This is a genomic window from Pseudomonas sp. GW460-LB5, from assembly GCF_059423245.1.
The window spans coordinates 16621-35422 of the sequence record NZ_JBWKXT010000025.1; the positions used below are offsets into that span (position 1 = coordinate 16621).

Here is an 18802-nt window from a genome sequence, read left to right on the forward strand (position 1 = left end):
GTGGGAGCCTGGCTTGCCGGCGATGGGCTGCGCAGCAGCCCAAAAGTGCTTGGTCGACTGGGTGAATCCTACCCAGCCCAAGCCGGCTTTGGTGCATGAATGCCTCAAAATAAGTCGTCCGGCACACTTTCACAGCGCATAAAAGCGACTTTAATGTTCACAGTGCACATTGATGTCTGGGCTGCTTGCCCGATTTGATCACGGGTATCGGGGCTCGAAAAAGCGGCCCGCATATTGCTCTTCCAGCTCCCAACTACTACCCGGAGCCCCGTGCAATGAGCTCACCCAGCGAATTCCCCCTCAGCGAAGCCCCGCAGTCTGCCCGCAAAGGCCTGCTGCCGATTGCCATGGTCCTGTTCAGCTTTACCTTTTTCACCGGCACGATGTTCGCCGGCGGCAAGCTGGGCATGGCCTTCAATTTTGTCGACATGTTGTGGGTAGCCGCCCTCGGCAACAGCCTGCTGGCCTTGTATGCCGCTGCGTTGGCATTCATCGCCTCGCGCAGCGGGCTGAACACCGTGTTGATGGGGCGTTTCTGTTTTGGCGAAGCTGGCAGTCGGCTTTCGGACTTTCTGCTGGGTTTCGCTGAACTTGGCTGGTACGCCTGGGGCACAGCCACCGTGGCGATCGTGCTGGTCAAACTGTTGGGGCTGGCGGAAGGTTTCAGCGTACCGTTGATGGTGCTGTTTGGCCTGGGCTTCAGCATTACTGCCATCATCGGCTTCAAGGGGCTGGACGTGCTGTCGCGAGTATCGGTGCCATTGATGTTCGTGCTGCTGCTGGTGTCGATGTACATTGCCACCCGCGATGTTGGCGGCTTTGCCGGCCTGGCCTCAGTGGTACCGCACGAAACCATGACCTTTTCGGCAGCGGTGACCATGGTCTTCGGCACCTTCGCCAGTGGTGCCACCCAGGCCACCAACTGGACACGGCTGTCGCGCAGCGGCCGGGTGGCGGTGACCGCCAGCGTGGTGGCATTTCTCCTTGGCAACGGCCTGATGGTGGTGGCCGGTGCCTGGTGCGCGATGGTTTACCAACAGGCCGATATCGTCGAGGTAATGATGCTGCAGGGTTTGTCGTTTGCAGCGGTGGTGATGCTATGCCTGAACCTGTGGACCATCCAGGGGCCGACCATCTACAACGTGTCCGCGGCCGCCTGCCATTTGTTGCGCAGCGAGCGCCGGCGCACGGCAACGCTGGTGGCGGCGGGGGTGGGCATTGTGCTGGCGATGGGTGGCATGTACGAAATGCTGATCCCGTTCCTGGTGCTGCTGGGCTCGATCATTCCACCGGTGGGCGGGGTGATCATGGCTGATTTCTGGTATCGCCACCGCGGCAAGTACCCGGCACTGGGCATGGCAAGCCTGCCACGTTACAACCTCACCGGGCTGTTTGCCTATGCCGTGGGCGCGGTACTGGCGTACGCCTCGCCGTGGGTCGCTCCACTGGTGGGTATCGGCGCCTCGGCCCTGTGCTACATCGTCATCCTCGAACTTGGCGCACGCCGCCGGGCTCCGGGTCAGGCGGGTGTCGAGCCGTGAGCCTGGCGCTGGACGAGATTCTGCATTTGCCCGGTCTGCACGATATGCGCGTGCTGGCCGGGGCGCGCAACCTGCAACGGCGGGTACGCTGGCCCTATGTGGCGGAAAACGAAGGTATCGCCGAATGGGTAATGGGCGGTGAGCTGGTGTTCGTCACTGGCATCAACCACCCGCGCGGCGAGGCCAACCTCCTCAGCCTGGTGGAAGATGGTGCCGCAGTGGGCATCGCCGGCATGGTCATCCTCACTGGCGGCAGCTTTATCCAGTGCGTCCCTGCGGCTGTCATCGCGCGTGCCGAACAACTTGGCCTGCCGCTGATCGAGCAGCCCTATGCGCTGAAGATGGTCGTGGTCACCCACCTGATCGGCACGGCCTTGGTGCAGATGAGCCAGGTACGCCGCTCGCGTCACGATATCCTCGGCCAGTTGCTGACTGGCGACTACCCGAGCCTGGCCATTGCCCGGCAGCGGGCAACGCATCTGCAACTGGCACTGGATGAACCGCGGCGCTTGCTGGCTTTGCGCCTGGCGGGCGTGGATGGTTTGTTCGAGCGCCACGGGCTGAGCCACGGCGAGCGGACCTGGCAAGCTACCCGCCAGGCATTGGAAGATCAGCTGCAAGCCTGGTGCCGCCAACGGGCAGGGAGCGTGATGGCACAGCTGCCGGGTGATCTGTTCGTGGTACTGCTGGCCGATGCGCACGACTTGCCCGAGACCTTGGCTGGGCTTTATCGGCAGTTGCAGGCAGTGACGGGTGAACTGAGCCTGCACATGGGCTTGTCGAGCCTCGCCGACGACTGTGCGCACTACCGTCAAGCCCTCAATGAGGCGCGCCAGGCCTTGGACGTAGCGCAGCACTTGCGCCCGGCCAACGGCTATTGCAACTTCAGCGAACTGGGGGTGCTGCGCCTGCTGCAAGGCATCGTCGACCGCTCGCTGATCGACGACTTCGTCAGCCGTACGCTCGGCCCGTTGATCGCCCCTGGGCGCAAGCAGGCCAACGCCCTGGTGCACACCCTCGACGCCTTGCTCATGGAGAACGGCAACGGGCTCAAGGCCGCGCAGCGCCTGGGGCTGCACCGCAACACCATTAATCAGCGCATCCAGCGCATCGAACAACTGAGCGGGCAATCCATCGACGACCCGCTTTTTCGCATGAATGCTTCGGTCGCCATGCTGGTATGGCGCATGAGCGAAGCCCACGGCAAGGAGTAACAGCATGAACATCCTCAACGCACGCCTGCGCGGCAAGCCTGGCCTGTTCCGCATCGAACTGAATGGTGAGCGCATTGCCGCCATCACGCCCCAGGGCGGGGTGCAAGCACCTGGCGCTGGCGATGACCTGGACGCTGGGCAAAATCTGGTGGTGGCGCCTTTTGTCGAGCCGCACATCCACCTGGACGCGACCCTAACGGCCGGCGAACCCAGGTGGAACATGAGCGGCACCCTGTTCGAAGGCATCGAGTGCTGGGCCGAGCGCAAGGAGCTCACCACCCACGATGACATCAAGACCCGTGCGAAAAAAACCATCGGCATGCTGGTGGACCACGGTATCCAGCATGTGCGCACCCATGTCGATGTCACCGACCCGCAACTTACCGCACTCAAGGCCATGGTCGAGGTGCGTGACGAAGTACGCGAGCTGGTCGACTTGCAGATTGTCGCCTTCCCGCAGGAAGGCATCGAGTCCTACGCCAACGGCCGGGCGCTGATGACCGAAGCAGTGGCGATTGGCGCCGATGTGGTCGGCGGCATTCCCCATTTCGAGAACACCCGCGACCAGGGCGTGTCGTCGGTGAAGTTTTTGATGGACCTGGCCGAGCGCACCGGTTGCCTGGTGGACGTGCACTGCGATGAGACCGACGACCCGCAGTCACGCTTCCTCGAAGTGCTGGCCGAAGAGGCCCGGGTGCGCGGCATGGGGGCCCGGGTGACGGCCAGCCATACCGTGGCCATGGGCTCGTATGACAATGCCTACTGCTACAAGCTGTTCCGCCTGCTCAAGTTGTCGGGTATCAACTTCGTGTCGTGCCCGACCGAAAGCATTCACCTGCAGGGACGCTTTGACAACTACCCCAAGCGCCGGGGTGTCACCCGTGTTGCCGAACTTGACCGTGCCGGCATGAACGTGTGCTTTGGCCAGGACTCCATCGTCGACCCGTGGTACCCGCTGGGCAACGGCAACATCCTGCGCATTCTTGAGGCCGGCCTGCACATCTGCCACATGCTTGGTTACGAAGACCTTCAGCGTTGCCTTGACCTGATCACCGATAACAGCGCCCGCACCTTGAACCTGGGCGAGCGCTACGGCATCGAAGTGGGGCGGCCGGCGAACCTGTTGCTGCTGTCGGCGCCTGACGACTACGAAATGGTGCGCACCCAGGGACATGCCCTGGTGTCGGTACGCAATGGCAAGGTGCTGATGCAGCGTACGCCGGCCCAGGTGCAGCGTCTGCTCTGACTTCGCTGTCGCCTCAGGTGCCCAATGCAGCGAGGGCGCAGCTTGCGACTTGCGTGTCCTGCACTGCCACGCCGGTCAGGTCTGCCAGGGTGATCTGGCCGTCGTGCTCGCGCCCCTTGGCACGCCCGGCCAGCAGTGCCCCCAGTTCGATCAGCTGGTTCGCCTTTATCCGGCCACTGTCGAGCGCGTGGGCCACTTCGCCGTACTGGCTGCACTGGGCGACCGAGTCGACGATGATACGGTCCGCCCTGGCCACCAGTGCCGGGTCCAGTTCCTGCTTGCCAGGTGCATCGGCGCCGATGGCAGTGATATGCGTGCCCGGCTGGACCCACTCGCTGTGTAACAGCGGCTGGCGGGAAGGGGTGGTGCAGACAATCAGGTTTGCAGCGCCCGCAACTTCTGCCGCATCCTGCGTGCTGCGAACCTCGAAGCCCAGTTCACGGGCAAATGTCGCATAGGCCGCAAGCCCGCTTTCATGACGGCCCCAGACAACGACCTGGCGGCAATCGGTAACGGCGCGCAGCTGTTCAAGCTGCATCTGCGCCTGCATGCCGGTACCGAGGATGCCAATGGCCTTGACCTGGTCCGGCGCCAGCAGCCTGGCAGCAATACGCCCGGCCAGGGCGGTGCGCATGCCGGTCAGCCAGCCTTGGTCCTGCAGCAGCGCCAGCGGTTGCCCGGTGAGCGCAGACAGCACCAGCATCAGGCCATCGTTGCTCGGCAGGCCTTTGGCAGGGTTGTCATAAAAACCGGTTGAAAGCTTGACCGTGAAGGTCGGGCTGCCCTCGATATAGGCCGATTTCACACAGCAGTCACCGTTCGCCCCCTTAAATGCAAAGGCCTGCACGGGCGGCACCTGTACCGTGCCTTCGGAGTAGGCGATAAAGCCTTCCTCCAGCCTGCTTACCGCCAGCTCCGGGTTGAAGCTGGCGACGATCTGCGCCTTGCTGAAAACCTTCATCGAACGGCCTCCAGGAACTTTTCCAGCAGGATGTTACGGCCGCACAGGATCACGGCGACACGCTTGCCCTGGTAGCGCTCGGCGAGCTTTTGCATGCCGGCAACCGCGACGGCTGCAGCACCTTCGATGATCCAGCGTTCACTGCTGGCGATATCGCGCATGGCGGCGCGGATTTCGTCCTCGCTGACCAGCACGGTATCGGTGACCAGCGCCTGGCACAGCGGCAAGGTGATGGCGCCCGGCTCGACGCCGCCAGCCGTGCCGTCCGACAGCGTTTCCAGGGCGTCGACCTCGACAATTTCACCGGCCTTGATGGACTGCGCCAGGGCAGGGTCATTGGCCGGCCAGCAGCCAATGATCTCGGTGCCCGGGTTGAGCCTGCGCAGGGCGGCACCGATGCCGGCAATCATCCCGCCACCGCCTACGGCGACGAACACTGCGTCCAGGTCTGGTGCCTGCTCGAACAATTCCATGCCGATGGTGCCTTGACCGGCAATGACTTGCAGGTCGTTGTAGGGCGACACGAACGGTACACCCTGAGCCTCGGCTTGCCTGGCGGCTTCCAGCTCTGCACCCAGTGGGTCCGTAGGCAGGCAAAGCACTTCGGCGCCCAGGGTGCGCATCGCCTCGATTTTGTATGGCGAAGCCGAAGTGGCGGTGTACACAGTCACTGGCACACCTGCCGTTTTGCCGGCTAGTGCGAGCGCCTGCCCATGGTTGCCGGACGAGGCAGCGATAACCCCATGCTTGCGCACATCAACCGGCAGCAGGCGGATCTTGTTGCTGGCGCCGCGGAACTTGAACGAGCCGGTGTGTTGCAGGTGCTCGCATTTGAGCAGGACTTCGCAGCCGGTCAGCGCCGACAACCGCGCGCTGTGACTGAGGGGTGTGATGCTGACGGCGGGGCGCAGTGCGCTGTGGGCTTCCTCAATGGACGTGTACAGTGCATCGAGGTCAACGGCATTGGCGGCAGTCGGTGAAGCAGTAGAGGCTGGCATGCTGCGCTCCTTATGGAATATATGTCCACGGTAGAATAATTATCCACGATAGACAAGTCCCTGAGCGCAGCCACTTGCAGCTTCTTGCCGGTGGCAGCGCGCCGCTAGGTCTTGAGTTCTTTCAGGTACTTGTAAACGGTGGCCCGGCCCATGCTCAGCACGTTGGCCACATAGTCAGCCCCACTTCGCCCCTCGAATGCGCCTTCGGCATGCAGCGCCTGCACCAGGCTGCGCTTGTCTTTCATCTGCAGTGTCTGTAGCGAAAGGTTGCGCGCTTGTAGCCACGCATGCAGGAAGGTGTTGATACGTTCCTGCCAGTCGTTGCGGAACAACGCGTCAGGTTGCGGTACCAGCCGGCTCATCTGGAAGAACGCATCGAGCGCCACGCGGGCTTGCTCCAATACCGACACGTTCAGATTGATGCACATCAGGTGCTCGGCTTCGCCTTGTGCGTTGCGTAGCACGGTGCTGATGGAGCGGACCTTCTGGCCGTTCCAGTTCAGCTTCTCGTAGGGGCCCAGGTTGGCGCCCTCAAGCAAATCGCCCAGTTCGTGATCAATCGCCGAATCATCGCCCAGCTTGCGTTGGGAGAAGTTGTTGGCGATGTGCACGACGGTCTGGCTGCGCAGCTCATGGACGATGACTTCAGCGTGCGGATACAGCAGCAGGGCGATGCTGTCGGCGATTGCTTTGTAGTTTTCCAGGGTCATTTTTTGTCGGTGATCAGTGCTGGACGCCCATGGTGGCGGCAAAGCGTAACCGGCACAAGGTGGCGCTCCTGCAGCGTGCGTACGGTGACAAAGCCCTCGAAACTGAAAGTCTGAAAGCAGTTGGCATAAACTTTCAATAAAAACAACAGCTTGGAATTTTGGCGCTTAACGTTTCAAAGATTCAGTTTTCATCCAGAAGGGGGGTAGGCCGCCAGGAAGGTCTCAGACACTAAATTTCTGAAGTTGCGCCTTGATAGTGCATAGCGGTGATGCAATTTTTCCATATGCTCTCTGCGACTGGGAATGCGAGAAGGGAGCTTGGAGCAGTGACTGGCATAGCAACGATGCTGCGTTTGATTGGGTGGCAAGCGGGAGTAACTGAATGCTGTATTGAAAACGGCAGGCTGACGTGCCTGCCGTTGGCGTGATCGACCTCGTTACCGAGACATTCAGGCTACTCGGCCGCCGAGGGTCTCAGCGACCCAGTCTGCAATGTATTGGCCGGCATTCATGCTGTTGTCGAAGCTCGCGTGCTGCACGCCGCCTTCGCGCTCCGTGAAGATTTTCAGCTCACGCTTGGGACTGTTTACCAGTTGCTCATAAGTACGGTGCGCCCACTTGAGCGGAATCTGTGAGTCCTTCTCGCCGTGGGTGACCAGGAAAGGCACCTTGATTCGGTCCAGCACGCCATCTAGATGGACGTTCTCGGCGATGGTCATGAATTCGTCCATGTCCTTGGCGCCCCAGACCCAGCGCACATGCGCCCAATAGTGCGGTACCGGGAAGTCGCCCTCTTTTTCCAGGCGACGCTTCTGCACGTCGCGCCAGCCGTGGTTGGCGCCCCACGACACACCACAGGCGAAACGTGGCTCGAAGGCGACGGCGCGCGGGCAGTAGTACCCGCCCAACGAAACGCCTTCCATGCCGATACGATTGGCATCGACATCCGCGCGGGTTTCCAGCCAGTCCACCACGCGGCTGGCCCAGTGCTCCGAGTCATAACGGGCCGTCAGCCCCTGCAGCCGCAGCGCTTCACCGGTGCCCGGCTGGTCGATGATCAACGACGCCACACCGCGTTTGGCCAGCCAAGCCGGCAGGCCAACGCGGTATTTCATTTCCTTGGTCGAATCCAGCCCGTTGACCTGCACCAGGACCGGGGCCGGCCCTGATACGTTATCGGCAGGGATGAAAAGGCCAGCGATATGCTTGCCTTCATAGGGAATCTCGACGCGCGTGCATTTATCTTCTGTCAGCTCAAGGCTTCGAGCGAAGAGTTCGAGGCAGCGCTTGTACATGTCCAGGCGGCCGGGAGCATCATGCGCCTGCAGGCGTTCGCAGGTGATAAGGTACGAGGAGGCACGGCTGTATTTTTCACCGGCGGAAAACAGGCGCCCTTGCGCTTCGTCTTCCTGGGCCAATGAGCAGAGCTTGTCTGCCATCTTCGACCAAGTCTCCCGGAAGGCCTGTGTCCCAGCGGCATCGGGTTGCTTGGCCGCTTCCTGGAGCGGCCCGCACATTTCCTCGATTTCGCCGATGCGCGCTCCCATCTCGATGGCGAGGCCTACCGAAAGGTTCCAAACGTAGTTAGTAGGGAAATACCGGAACATTGTTGTTGTCCTTATTGGTCGCTAGACACGCACGTCGTAATGGCGTGATCGCGGCCAATGTTAGGAGCGGGTGTGCACGTTCGGCCAATCGATACTCGGGATGCGAGGTATCGCGCGGGTCGATACCTCCCGATGCTGGTCCACAGTGGTGATGAACTCTTGAACCCTTTCGCGCAGCCAGCGGTGCATGGGGTCGCCATCCATGCTGCGGTGCCAGGCTATGAACTCGCGCATCGGCGGAATCCTCACCGGTGGGGGCAGAATTCGTAGCGGCAGGTATTGCGCATACAGATCAGCCAGGCGGCGATGCATCGTGGCGACGCGCTGGGTGCCAATCACCAGTTGGGGGAGGGTGTTGAAGTCGTGAGTGACGACTTCCATGCGACGATTGAAACCATACTGGTTCATCAGCCACTCCTCGATGCTCAGGCCGCGGCTACGCCCCAGGCCGACGGCGACATGGCCCATCTCGATGTACTGCTCCAGCGAGCAAGGGGAGGCCCCAATGGCATCCCCGCCCCATCTGATTGGCACCTTCAGGGATAAACTGCGTCTGGTCAAAGGCCATTGGCTGTTCAGTGAGCGCCTCGGTCAGGTAGACCTGGAGATCGCCGGGTAGCTGTGTAAACCCATCACGTATTTCCCATTTGGAGCGCACTACCGGTTTTCCTGGCAAGCCTTCGCAAAGGCGCCCTCTGCTAAGCCGGTGTAGGCTCATGGCATAGGGCGCTATGGGTCAACGGTCGAGTACCAGGCAGGCGCTGCGCGAGCGAGAGCAGCAGGGCGTGAACTGATCGTTGCGTGCACGCTCTTGTGCAGTCAGGAAACTCTCAAGGTGTTCCGGCTCGCCATCTATCTCGCCGGTAAAACAGGTGCCGCAGATACCCTGTTCACAGGCAAGGGGCACGCACACTCCGGCGTCCTCCAGCACTTCAGAGACGCTGCGATCAGCTGGCACCTGCAGAGTCATGCCGCTGTGGGCCAAACGTACTGCGGCGTGTTGTGCATCATTTGTTCTTGCGAGCGGGCGCAATTTTCGGTTGTGCGTTCTGCCTAGAGCAGCCGGTCGATGACGCGCCGCGACTGCACGCAACATTTGGGCGCCACACCGCCCGAACTCCATATTTTGCCTATCACATGCGATAAGCCGTGATTATTCCACCTGAGGAAATGTTTGCAGGCGTGGTCTGTTATCGCCATAATTGGTACGTAATTACATGTTACATAACACAGTACAAAATCGTAGGAGCAAGCATGGCCCGGGGCGGTATCAACAAGGTGGTAGTGCAGCAGGCGCGTCAGGCGCTGATTGCCCGGGGGGAGAACCCCAGCATCGATGCCATACGTATCGAGCTGGGCAATACCGGCTCCAAAACCACAATTCACCGTTACCTGAAGGAGTTGAACGGCCAGCAGCCGGTGGCTTCTGAAGGTGGCGTGGCGCTCAGTGATGTGTTGAGCCGCCTGGTCGGGCAATTGGCAACGCAGTTACAGGACGAGGCCGACCTGAAGATCGAGCATGCCGAGAGCACGTTCACGCAACAGCGGGAAAAACTTGAGGCGCAGCTTGAAATTGCCCAGCAAGCCCTGGCTGCAGCGCATCAGCAACACAAGATCGATGCAGCGGCCTTGGCCGCCGAGACAGAAAAACTGCTGTCCACACAAAGCACGCTGCAGGCCGAACAGCTACGCAGTGCCAGCCTCAACCAGTCGCTGGGTGAATTGCAGGTGCGCCTGGCTGACAAGGACGAACAGGTCAAGTCGCTGGAAGACAAGCACCGCCATGCCCGTGATGCGCTGGAACACTATCGCAATGCCAGCCGTGAACAGCGCGAGCAGGAACAGCGCCGCCACGAAGCGCAGTTGCAGCAGATGCAGGTGGAGGTGCGGCAGCTGCAACAGGGCATGATCGTCAAACAGGACGAACTCACCCGCCTGCACCGGGACAACGAGCGGTTGCTGGGTGAGCACCGCCAGGCTGCCAGTGAGTGCCGGGCGCAGGAAGAGTTGCTGGAACAACGCGATGCGCAGATTCAGGGCTTGCGCACGATTCTGGCCCAGGCCCAGGGCGCCAGTGAGGAAATGCGCCGGCAGCTGGATGTGCAAGCGCAGAGCCTGGAGCACAGGCGCGATGTGTGCGCTGAACAGGCGCGGCAGTTACAGCGGTATGAGGAGCAGTTGAAGGAGCGTGATCAGGCGCTGGCGCAATGTCGCGCGCAACTGGCTCCCGCTGCAGATTAATCAAACTTTCTGTGGCTGGCGCGTTCTTCCTTTGACACTCACGGGAGAAAACGCCATGCAGCCATCTGAGCCAGAACGCAAAGAAGGGCCTCACTCGACGGAGCAGGCCGACAAACCGGACGATCTTGGTTTCGACCCTGATTCCCCGGATCTTGACGACCCGCAGGTGGATCCGCAAGGGCCGGCCAAGGCGCCTGGAGACATCGAAAAGAACACGTGAGGGTGTTGGCCCGCCCACTCAAACAGAGCCCCTGCTAGCTCAATGAGCTAGCAGGGGCTCCATGAGAGCGGCCTTTTGGGCCGACGGGCGGGTATTCAGGATTCGGCTTGTCGCGCGGCTTCGACACCCGCTGCCGACAGCTTGATCGGGTAGTGCACGCTGACCTGCTGGTCACTGCCCACGACCACGCTGCCGTCGTGAATCAAGCCGGCCTCCTGCAGCGTCTTCAGTACGTCAGCCACCGCCTTCTCACCGCGGTAGTTGTCCAGCACTTCCTTGCCCAGCCCTTGCGGATGCGAATGCAGCAGGCGGGTAAGGACTTCTGTTTTCAGTGCATCGTTGCTCATGGAGGGCCTCACTTGGCGTGCTTGGCCTGAAGCGCCTTGGCATGCTCCAGGTGCTGTTCGAGTTTTGGCAGGGTTTCGCTGGCGAAGGCCTTCAGCTCGGCCTTGTCGGACGATGCAGCCTCTTTCTTGAACAGTTCGACCGCTTTTTCGTGAGCATCAACCTGGTTGTTGATGTACGACTTGTCGAATGATTCATCACGCCATTCCAGGATCATCTTCTTGACCTTGTCGGTCATGGCCGCGTCATCCGGAACGGAAATATCCAGCTTGCGGGCGATGTCGCCGAGCTTCTGGTTCGCCTGGGTGTGGTCAGTGACCATTTGCTGGGCGAATGTCTTTATCTCGTCATTCTGGCTTTTTTCCTTAGCCAGGTTGCCGGTGACCACTTCGGCGATGCCGGCCTCGGTGGCCGCATCGACGAAGTCATCGGAGCTCGCCGCCAGTGCGTGCGCCGATGCCAGGCCCAACACCATGGAGAAACCAACGCGCTTGATGAAGAGATTGCTCATGCTTCACTCCTTAAACCGTGGGGCGACCTCAGTGTCGCGTACGGTGGAGGGTGAGAGTGAGGCAAAGGTTTAATTTTTTTCGCCACCGGTTTCGACCGCACCACGCGCCAACGCAGTGAAAACCGGCGAACACGGTATGGCCGTGCGCTCTGCACCCCAACGGTCAATGCGCCATGCAAAGACGCATGGCACAGCGCCCCTTCAGGCCCTGAGCGTGCTCACTGGCCAGCATACGCAGGAGTCGTTCGCCCAGCCGCTCCTCATCGATCACCTCAAACCCGAACCGTGCATAAAACGGCGCATTCCAGGGCACATCGACAAAGGTGGTCAACGTCAGCTCGCGGACATCTGCGCAACGCGCTACATCGATGATCTGCTGCAGCAATCGGCTACCGACGCCTTGCCCTTGGGCATCCTGACGCACCGATATCTCATGAAGGTGCAATGCCTGGCCCGCACGCCGCACGCACGCAAACCCTACAATCTGCCCGATCGGGTTTTCAGCAACCCAGCTACCACCGCCCGCGGCGAAAGCCCTGTGCGCGGCGCAATCCATCACATCAGCTTGGGCGAGCCAGGCCAGCGCTGGCCAGCCAGCAAAAGCCTGGGCTGCCGAACGCTCCACGTCCGGCAGGTATTGAATATCGTGCTCAAGGGTAGGGCGGATAAGCATGAAGCACTCCTGTCGTCCTAGTCGGCCGCCAACACGTGCGGCTGTAATTGCCAGCGCACCGAGCTGACGCCTTTTTCCAGGCTGACCCGGCTGACCAGCCGCTCCAGTTGAGCCGGTGCCTGTGCGGTACCCAGCAGCTCGGCACGTACTTCCAGGCGTGCAGGGCTGTCCAGGTCTGCGCTTTGCAGCGACTGTAACCGCAGCTGCGGATCGCCCAGGCTATGCAGCATCAGGCTGCGCACCTGGATTTCGTCCTCGGCGCGGCAGACGATGCGCACCTCGAAGTGTTGCTCCACCTCGCTGGCAGGCACTACGTCTTGACGGTCCAGGCGCTGGGCGATGTCCCGCAAGAGGATATTGGCGCACAGCACCACCAGGCTGCCCAGTGCCGCCTCCAGCAGCAGCCCAAGGCTGCACAGCACACCGACCGCAGCCGTGCACCACAAGGTAGCCGCCGTGTTCAGGCCGCGCACGTTAAAGCCATCGCGCATGATCACGCCACCACCGAGAAAGCCGATGCCCGACACTACATAGGCGGCAACGCGCGAGGCATCGGCAGGCGCCATGCCTGGCACTGCCTGGGTCATCAGCACGAACAGACAGGCACCGGTACTCACCAGCGCATTGGTGCGCAGCCCGGTCAGGCGTTGACGCAATTGCCGTTCGGCACCGATCAGTGCCCCCAGCAGCAGGGCAATGCTGACGCGCAGCAAAAATACTTTCCAATCCATAGCAAACCTCTTCCGCGGGCACACACCCGCATGAACGCCATCTGTTGGCGTGGTTGAAAAACCAGAAAAATGCGCAGGACCACGAGGAGAGGAGGAGAAGCGGGGTTAAAGGAAACCACCGTCTTGCCAGGGCGGCCAGACAGCGCAGGACACTGCCGGGCTAGCGCACCACGTGGGCCTGTCGCAAGCGACTGGGGCTACTGTCCAAGGCAGGTCTCCTGTTGAGCAAAGCAAAATTGCGCTGCGGACCATACGCCGCGTGGCAGAGCAGGTCAAGGGCGAAAACATGACAATGGCTTCATGGGTGAATGGTTTGCAACGGTCATCCCTGCATGGAAAAAAACCTGGGTTGACGGTACCCTTGCGCCTCCCGTTGCCATCACCCGGACTGTTTCATGCTGTTCAATCTCGCCGTATTGTTCGGCACCTTGGTGGCCATGGAGGGCGTTGGCACGCTGGCTCACAAGTACATCATGCATGGCTGGGGCTGGTGGCTGCACCGCTCGCACCATGAGCCACACTTGGGCATGCTCGAGACCAACGACCTGTACCTGCTGGCGTTGGGGCTCATCGCCACGGGGTTGGTCGCCTTGGGCAAGGCTGGTTATGCACCCTTGCAATGGGTTGGCGGCGGCGTGGCAGGGTACGGCATGTTGTATGTCCTGGCCCATGACGGGTTCTTTCACCGGCATTGGCCGCGCAAACCACGGTCGGTCAACCGCTACCTCAAGCGACTGTATCGTGCGCACCGTTTGCACCATGCAGTGAAAGGGCGCACCGGGAGTGTGTCGTTCGGTTTTTTTTATGCGCCGCCTTTGAAAGTGCTGAAGCAGCAATTGCGCAGCAAGCGCAGCCAGCAGTGACAACCTGGATTTGCCTCTTGTGGGAGCGGGCGTGTCTTGCGAACACCGGCAAAGCCGGTGCCATACACCGCGTTGCCTGCTTCGCGGGACAAGCCCGCTCCCATACCAGTCACTGCTTCAATTCACTGTTTCCCCTTTGGGCGCTGCCGCCACGTGCCCGCGGCTGACCCACCAGCCAAAACCTGCCGCCGTGAAGAACATGATCAGGCTGTACAGCGCCGCGGGCACCGCCATGGTTGCGTTGTTCAGCAATGAAGGGCTGAGCGCCAAGGCAATCGCCAGCGTGCCGTTGTGAATGCCGATTTCCATGCCAATGGCAATTGCCTGCCGCTTGGGAATATTCAACAGGCGCGGCACCCAGTAGCCCACGGCCAGGCTAAGCAGGTTGAACAGCAGGGCAGCCAGGCCCACCACCGGCGCGTACTCGACCACGGTCTGCCAGTCCTTGGCCAGCGCCAGGACAATGGTAAAGGCCAGGAACAGCGCCGCCACCAGTTTCATCGGTTTCTGCATGCGTGCGGCAAAACCAGGGGCGTAACGGCGGATCAGCATACCCAGTGCGACCGGCAACAGGACAATGGCAAATACCTGCAAGACCTTGGCAAATTGCAGTGGAATGGCCTGGTCCGAGGCCATGAACCAGCTCAGCGACAGGTTCACCAGCAACGGCATGGTCAGAATCGCGATTAGCGAGTTCACCGCCGTGAGCGTGATGTTCAGCGCCACATCGCCATGGGCCAGGTGGCTGAACAGGTTGGCCGTGGTGCCGCCCGGCGAAGCTGCCAGCAGCATCAGCCCCACCGCCAGGGCCGACTCCAGGCCAAAGCCATTGGCGATCAGGAAGCACACCAGTGGCAACAGCAAGATCTGGCAGGCCAGGCCTACCACCACCGGTTTGGGGTATTTCACCACGCGCGCGAAATCGGCCAGGGTCAGCGACAGCCCAAGGCCGAGCATGATGATGCCCAACGCGAGCGGCAGGAAGGCGGTTAACAGGGGCGAGGCGGTCATGAGCGGTCTCTCGGGCGAAGGGCCTCGAGGAGTGTAGGCTGGCGTTGATTGATAGCTAATTGCAAAGGGCCAGCTCTTGGTAACCGTTTGTTACCAACCGCAGCGATCAGCGAGGCTCCATGCCGCATTGCAGCGGGCCTGCAGGCGCAGTAGCATTCCGCTTTTGTCCGAGGATTAGCCTGTCATGCCGTTCCAGAAAGGGCTGCTTGCCACCCCGGTGCCGGCCCATGCCCGTCACCTGTTTTTCACCCTGCAGTCGCCCGAGGCGTTGCCTGCCGCTCTGGATGCCTTGCTGCAACAGGTCGATGGCGACCAACTGATCCTGGGGGTCGGCGCCCCGCTGGCCAAGGCCCTGGGCCGTGCAGTGCCAGGCCTGCGTGCTTTTCCGGTGCTGGACGCTGCTGTGGAGAACCCGAGCACCCAACATGCCCTGTGGCTGTGGCTGCGTGGTAACGAGCGCGGCGACCTGCTGCTGCGGGCCCAGGCCCTGGAACATCTATTGGCCCCGGCCCTGCGCCTGGCCGACAGTGTCGATGGCTTCCTGCACCGCGGCGGCCATGACCTGACAGGCTACGAAGACGGCACCGAGAACCCGGTGGACGAAGACGCCGTACAGGCGGCCATTGCTGCCGATGGTTCCAGCTTTGCCGCGTTCCAGCTGTGGAAACACGACCTGGAGTACTTCAAGTCGCTGCCCCAGGCTGACCAGGACAACATCATGGGCCGCCGCCTGAGCGATAACGAAGAGCTGGACGATGCCCCCGAGTCCGCACACGTCAAGCGCACCGCCCAGGAAAGCTTTGCGCCGGAGGCGTTCATGGTCCGTCGCTCGGTAGCCTGGGCTGACCCGCGTGGCGCCGGCTTGGCCTTCGTTGCCCTGGGCCACAGCTTCGATGCGTTCGAAGTGCAGTTGCGGCGCATGAGCGGCCTGGAGGACGGTATCATCGACGGTCTGTACCGCTTCAGCCGGCCACTGACGGGCGGCTATTACTGGTGCCCGCCCATGGGCGAGACGGGTGTGGACCTGAGCCAGCTGCTACGAGCCTGATCACTTAACATCCAGATACAGAAACACCTGCCGGCCCGGTATGGAGCGGCTAGCCTTGAAAGTTTCCGCTTCATGACGGGAGCTTTCCATGTACGCACGTCGTGACGTCCTACGCGCAGGTGCCACGCTGGGGTTGCTGGCCGCCGCCAGCCCCTGGCTGCACGCCGCCGCCCCGGCGGGCTTGCTGACGCGCAAAATACCGTCCACCGGTGAAGCGTTGCCGGTGATTGGTGCCGGTACCTCCGGCAGTTTCGAAGTAGAAACCGGCTCGGCCCAGTATCAGCAATTGAAAGCGGTACTCAAGGCGTTTTTCGAAGGGGGCGGCCGTGTAATCGACACCTCGCCCAACTATGGCGGTGCCGACAGCATTCTTGGCCAGTTGCTGGAAGAGGGCGGCTGGCACCGGCAGTGCTTTATTGCCACCAAGATCGCCGCCGACAGCCGGGCCGACGCCGAAGCGCAATGGGCCGGCAGCCTGAGGAGCCTGCGTACCGACAAAGTCGATCTGCTGCAAATCCACAACCTGCGTGACTGGCAGACCCAACTGCCCTATGCGCGCGAACTGAAGCAGCAAGGCCTGACCCGTTATGTCGGCATCACTCATTATCTGAATAGTGGCCAGGACGACGTTGCCCGAATCGTGCGCAGCGAGCCGCTGGACTTCATCCAGATCAACTACTCCGTCAATGCCCCCGACGCCGCCCGCGAACTGCTGCCGCTGTGCCAGGACAGGGGCGTTGCGGTGCTGATCAACCGTGCCTTCGACGATGGCCGCCTGTTTGCCAAGGTCAAGGACAAGGCCTTGCCGGGCTGGGCCAGCGAAGCGGGCATCGGCAGTTGGGCGCAGTTGTTTCTCAAATTCGCCATCAGCCACCCGGCAGTGACCACGGTCATCCCCGCCACCGGCCGGCCTGATCGCCAGCTCGACCAGCTCAAGGCCGGGCATGAACCCATGCTCACCCAGGCGCAGCAACAGGCGCTGATCCAGCAGTTTGCCTGACATCATGCAAGCCTGGCGGCGGCGCCTTGTCCAAGGGCTGAACATGCAGCCCGGCGAGGGGCCGGCGGTAATCGCCGGCTTGCTGCTGTTCTACCTGCTGTTCACCGGTTACTTCATGCTGCGCCCGGTGCGCGAAACCATGGGTGTTGCGGGCGGCGTGGACAACCTGCAATGGCTGTTCACCGGCACCTTCATCGCCACCTTGGCGTGCCTGCCGCTGTTCGGCTGGCTGGCATCAAGGGTGCAACGCCGGCATATCCTGCCTTGGACCTACGGTTTCTTTGCCAGCAACCTGTTGATGTTCGCGGCACTGTTTGCCGGTAATTCGGACAATCTTTGGACAGCCAGGGCCTTTTACGTCTGGTTATCGGTGTTCAATTTGCTGACCATCTCGCTGGCCTGGAGCGTGCTCGCTGACCTGTTTTCCACCGCACAAGGCAAGCGGCTGTTCGGCCTGCTGGCAGCCGGGGCCAGCTTGGGCGGGCTAAGCGGCCCCATTCTCGGCACCTTGCTTGTCGCACCGTTGGGCCATTGCGGGCTGCTGATACTGGCGGCAGCGCTTTTGCTAGGCAGTATGGGTGCGGCCCTGTTCCTGCAACGCTGGCGAGTGCGCCACCCACTACCGCAACAGGTCGAGTCCCCGGGCTCGCGCCCCTTGGGTGGCAACCCGTTTACCGGCGCTACCGCCGTGCTGCGTTCGCCCTATCTGCTAGGCATTGCTCTGTTCGTGGTGTTGCTGGCCAGCGTCAGCACCTTCCTGTACTTCGAGCAGGCGCGCATCGTCAGCGAAACCTTCACCGACCGCACCCGGCAAACCCAGGTATTCGGCCTGATCGACACCGTGGTGCAGGCCCTGGCAATCCTCACCCAGGTATTGCTGACCGGGCGCCTGGCCCGGCGCTTGGGCGTCGGGGTGTTGCTGGTAGCTGTACCGCTGGTGATGGCAGCAGGGTTCCTGTGGCTGGCACTGGCACCGGTGTTCGCGGTATTCGTGGTGGTAATGGTAGTGCGCCGCGCCGGCGAATACGCGTTGGTGCGGCCAGGGCGGGAGATGCTGTTCACCGTGCTGTCCGCCGAGGACAAGTACAAAGCCAAGAATTTTATCGATACCGTGATCTACCGTGGCGGCGATGCCCTGAGCGGCTGGCTCAAGCGCGCGCTGGACGTGATGGGCGAGCACCCACAGCTGGCGATGCTGATCGGCGCAATCATTGCCGTGGGCTGGGCCGTGACGGGGGGCTGGCTGGGTCGGCAGCAGGCCCGCATGGATAACCCGCCGCACGACTGACAGGGGCGCCAAATATGGCATTGCCGCTTATTTAACGCCACCGGTCCGAACCCTTCGCAATAAAACGAATCCCCGCATATCGCCGAACTCCGAACTTGTGTACGGCAGCCTGCCGTGCATTTCGAAGTCATACGAGGTTTGAAGACCATGGCCACTAAAGACAACAGCCGTACCGGCAATCAAACAGGCAGCCAGGGCGGTAACAAAAACCCAGGCAACTTCGCCAACGACCGCGAAAAAGCGTCTGAAGCCGGGCGCAAAGGCGGGCAGTCCTCGGGCAGCCACACGCCCAGCGATCGCGAGTCGGGCCGCAAGGGCGGCCGTTCGTAAATGACCGACTTGCAGTGCCGGGACTGCCTGGCACTGCAATCAACCAGAGGGGGAGGCCCCATGCGACTGACTCCACTCATCATCCTGATGGGCTCGCTGACGATGCTCGGCGGCTGTTTCGACCGCGACAACGATCACCCTGGCAAGGATGGCGACCTCAGCAAGCCATCGCTGCAGATGCAACAACCCGACAGTAAACCGGCCCCGCAGCCCGCGCCCGACCCTGAGCCGATGCCTGGTCAGAAACCGAGCCAGTAAGGCGCA

21 protein-coding genes and 1 pseudogene are annotated in these 18802 nt (G+C 61.7%); 11 read left to right on the forward strand and 11 right to left on the reverse strand.

Features of this window, described 5'->3' with window-relative positions:
• Positions 1–275: 275 nt before the first annotated feature.
• Genes codB through codA form a run of 3 tightly spaced genes read left to right on the forward strand, consistent with a single transcriptional unit; the run spans position 276 to position 4001 of the window.
• Positions 276–1541 carry a cytosine permease gene (codB, locus tag AC07XM_RS16245; protein ID WP_102689415.1) on the forward strand — a complete coding sequence of 422 codons (1266 nt, stop codon included), beginning with the start codon at positions 276–278 and terminating at the stop codon, positions 1539–1541.
• Entirely contained in the window at positions 1538–2755 is a 1218-nt protein-coding gene (locus AC07XM_RS16250) for a PucR family transcriptional regulator (protein WP_016487204.1), read from the forward strand. The genes codB and AC07XM_RS16250 overlap by 4 nt, the downstream gene beginning before the upstream one ends.
• 4 nt (positions 2756–2759) lie before the next feature.
• Positions 2760–4001, forward strand: coding sequence for a cytosine deaminase (gene codA, locus AC07XM_RS16255; protein ID WP_016487203.1), 1242 nt, complete (start codon positions 2760–2762; stop codon positions 3999–4001).
• Positions 4002–4014: 13 nt separating this feature from the next.
• Here the strand turns inward: codA and AC07XM_RS16260 are convergent, their stop codons facing one another.
• The 6 genes and pseudogenes from AC07XM_RS16260 to AC07XM_RS16285 form a co-directional block, all read right to left on the reverse strand.
• A complete protein-coding gene (locus AC07XM_RS16260; protein ID WP_102689414.1) occupies positions 4015–4962 on the reverse strand; it encodes an ornithine cyclodeaminase family protein in 948 nt (315 codons plus the stop codon).
• Positions 4959–5960: a threonine/serine dehydratase gene (locus AC07XM_RS16265; protein WP_060517808.1), complete on the reverse strand. Its 1002-nt coding sequence runs from the start codon at positions 5958–5960 to the stop codon at positions 4959–4961. The genes AC07XM_RS16260 and AC07XM_RS16265 overlap by 4 nt, the downstream gene beginning before the upstream one ends.
• A gap of 104 nt (positions 5961–6064) precedes the next feature.
• Entirely contained in the window at positions 6065–6670 is a 606-nt protein-coding gene (locus AC07XM_RS16270; protein WP_016487200.1) for a helix-turn-helix transcriptional regulator, read from the reverse strand.
• A gap of 449 nt (positions 6671–7119) precedes the next feature.
• Positions 7120–8277 (reverse strand): alpha/beta hydrolase family protein, encoded by a 1158-nt coding sequence (locus AC07XM_RS16275; RefSeq protein ID WP_102689413.1) that lies wholly within the window; start codon positions 8275–8277, stop codon positions 7120–7122.
• 60 nt (positions 8278–8337) lie between these two features.
• Positions 8338–8766: pseudogene (locus AC07XM_RS16280) on the reverse strand (type 2 periplasmic-binding domain-containing protein); the annotation flags it as partial.
• Positions 8767–9013: 247 nt separating this feature from the next.
• Positions 9014–9247 carry a 2Fe-2S iron-sulfur cluster-binding protein gene (locus AC07XM_RS16285; protein WP_371262306.1) on the reverse strand — a complete coding sequence of 78 codons (234 nt, stop codon included), beginning with the start codon at positions 9245–9247 and terminating at the stop codon, positions 9014–9016.
• Positions 9248–9531: 284 nt separating this feature from the next.
• Between AC07XM_RS16285 and AC07XM_RS16290 the strand changes: the two genes are divergently transcribed.
• Both AC07XM_RS16290 and AC07XM_RS16295 read left to right on the forward strand, forming a co-directional pair.
• Positions 9532–10518, forward strand: coding sequence for a DNA-binding protein (locus tag AC07XM_RS16290; RefSeq protein WP_102689411.1), 987 nt, complete (start codon positions 9532–9534; stop codon positions 10516–10518).
• Positions 10519–10573: 55 nt separating this feature from the next.
• Entirely contained in the window at positions 10574–10738 is a 165-nt protein-coding gene (locus AC07XM_RS16295) for a DUF6021 family protein (RefSeq protein WP_016487193.1), read from the forward strand.
• A gap of 95 nt (positions 10739–10833) precedes the next feature.
• On the opposite strand, the gene AC07XM_RS16300 is transcribed toward AC07XM_RS16295, so the two are convergent.
• The 4 genes from AC07XM_RS16300 to AC07XM_RS16315 form a co-directional block, all read right to left on the reverse strand.
• Entirely contained in the window at positions 10834–11085 is a 252-nt protein-coding gene (locus tag AC07XM_RS16300) for a hypothetical protein (protein WP_023047394.1), read from the reverse strand.
• A gap of 8 nt (positions 11086–11093) precedes the next feature.
• Complete coding sequence (locus tag AC07XM_RS16305; protein WP_023047393.1) at positions 11094–11594, reverse strand: DUF4142 domain-containing protein; 501 nt, start codon at positions 11592–11594, stop codon at positions 11094–11096.
• Positions 11595–11757: 163 nt separating this feature from the next.
• Positions 11758–12267 (reverse strand): GNAT family N-acetyltransferase, encoded by a 510-nt coding sequence (locus tag AC07XM_RS16310; RefSeq protein WP_102689410.1) that lies wholly within the window; start codon positions 12265–12267, stop codon positions 11758–11760.
• Positions 12268–12284: 17 nt separating this feature from the next.
• The gene (locus AC07XM_RS16315; protein WP_016487189.1) at positions 12285–12998 is read right to left on the reverse strand and encodes an MgtC/SapB family protein; all 714 of its coding nucleotides are present in this window, start codon (positions 12996–12998) and stop codon (positions 12285–12287) included.
• A 395-nt stretch (positions 12999–13393) separates the two neighbouring features.
• On the opposite strand from AC07XM_RS16315, the gene AC07XM_RS16320 reads away from it, so the two are divergent.
• A complete protein-coding gene (locus AC07XM_RS16320) occupies positions 13394–13861 on the forward strand; it encodes a sterol desaturase family protein (RefSeq protein WP_102689409.1) in 468 nt (155 codons plus the stop codon).
• A 117-nt stretch (positions 13862–13978) separates the two neighbouring features.
• Here the strand turns inward: AC07XM_RS16320 and AC07XM_RS16325 are convergent, their stop codons facing one another.
• On the reverse strand, positions 13979–14872 hold the full coding sequence (locus tag AC07XM_RS16325) for a bile acid:sodium symporter family protein (protein ID WP_016487187.1): 894 nt from the start codon (positions 14870–14872) through the stop codon (positions 13979–13981).
• Between the two features lie 184 nt (positions 14873–15056).
• Between AC07XM_RS16325 and AC07XM_RS16330 the strand changes: the two genes are divergently transcribed.
• The 5 genes from AC07XM_RS16330 (at position 15057) to AC07XM_RS16350 (ending at position 18796) form a co-directional block, all read left to right on the forward strand.
• The gene (locus tag AC07XM_RS16330) at positions 15057–15920 is read left to right on the forward strand and encodes a Dyp-type peroxidase (RefSeq protein WP_016487186.1); all 864 of its coding nucleotides are present in this window, start codon (positions 15057–15059) and stop codon (positions 15918–15920) included.
• Between the two features lie 88 nt (positions 15921–16008).
• Complete coding sequence (locus AC07XM_RS16335) at positions 16009–16920, forward strand: aldo/keto reductase (RefSeq protein WP_102689408.1); 912 nt, start codon at positions 16009–16011, stop codon at positions 16918–16920.
• 4 nt (positions 16921–16924) lie between these two features.
• Positions 16925–18208: an NTP/NDP exchange transporter gene (locus tag AC07XM_RS16340; RefSeq protein WP_102689407.1), complete on the forward strand. Its 1284-nt coding sequence runs from the start codon at positions 16925–16927 to the stop codon at positions 18206–18208.
• A 147-nt stretch (positions 18209–18355) separates the two neighbouring features.
• On the forward strand, positions 18356–18538 hold the full coding sequence (locus AC07XM_RS16345; RefSeq protein WP_016487183.1) for a con-10 family general stress protein: 183 nt from the start codon (positions 18356–18358) through the stop codon (positions 18536–18538).
• 60 nt (positions 18539–18598) lie between these two features.
• On the forward strand, positions 18599–18796 hold the full coding sequence (locus AC07XM_RS16350; protein WP_016487182.1) for a hypothetical protein: 198 nt from the start codon (positions 18599–18601) through the stop codon (positions 18794–18796).
• The last annotated feature ends 6 nt before the right edge of the window (positions 18797–18802 follow it).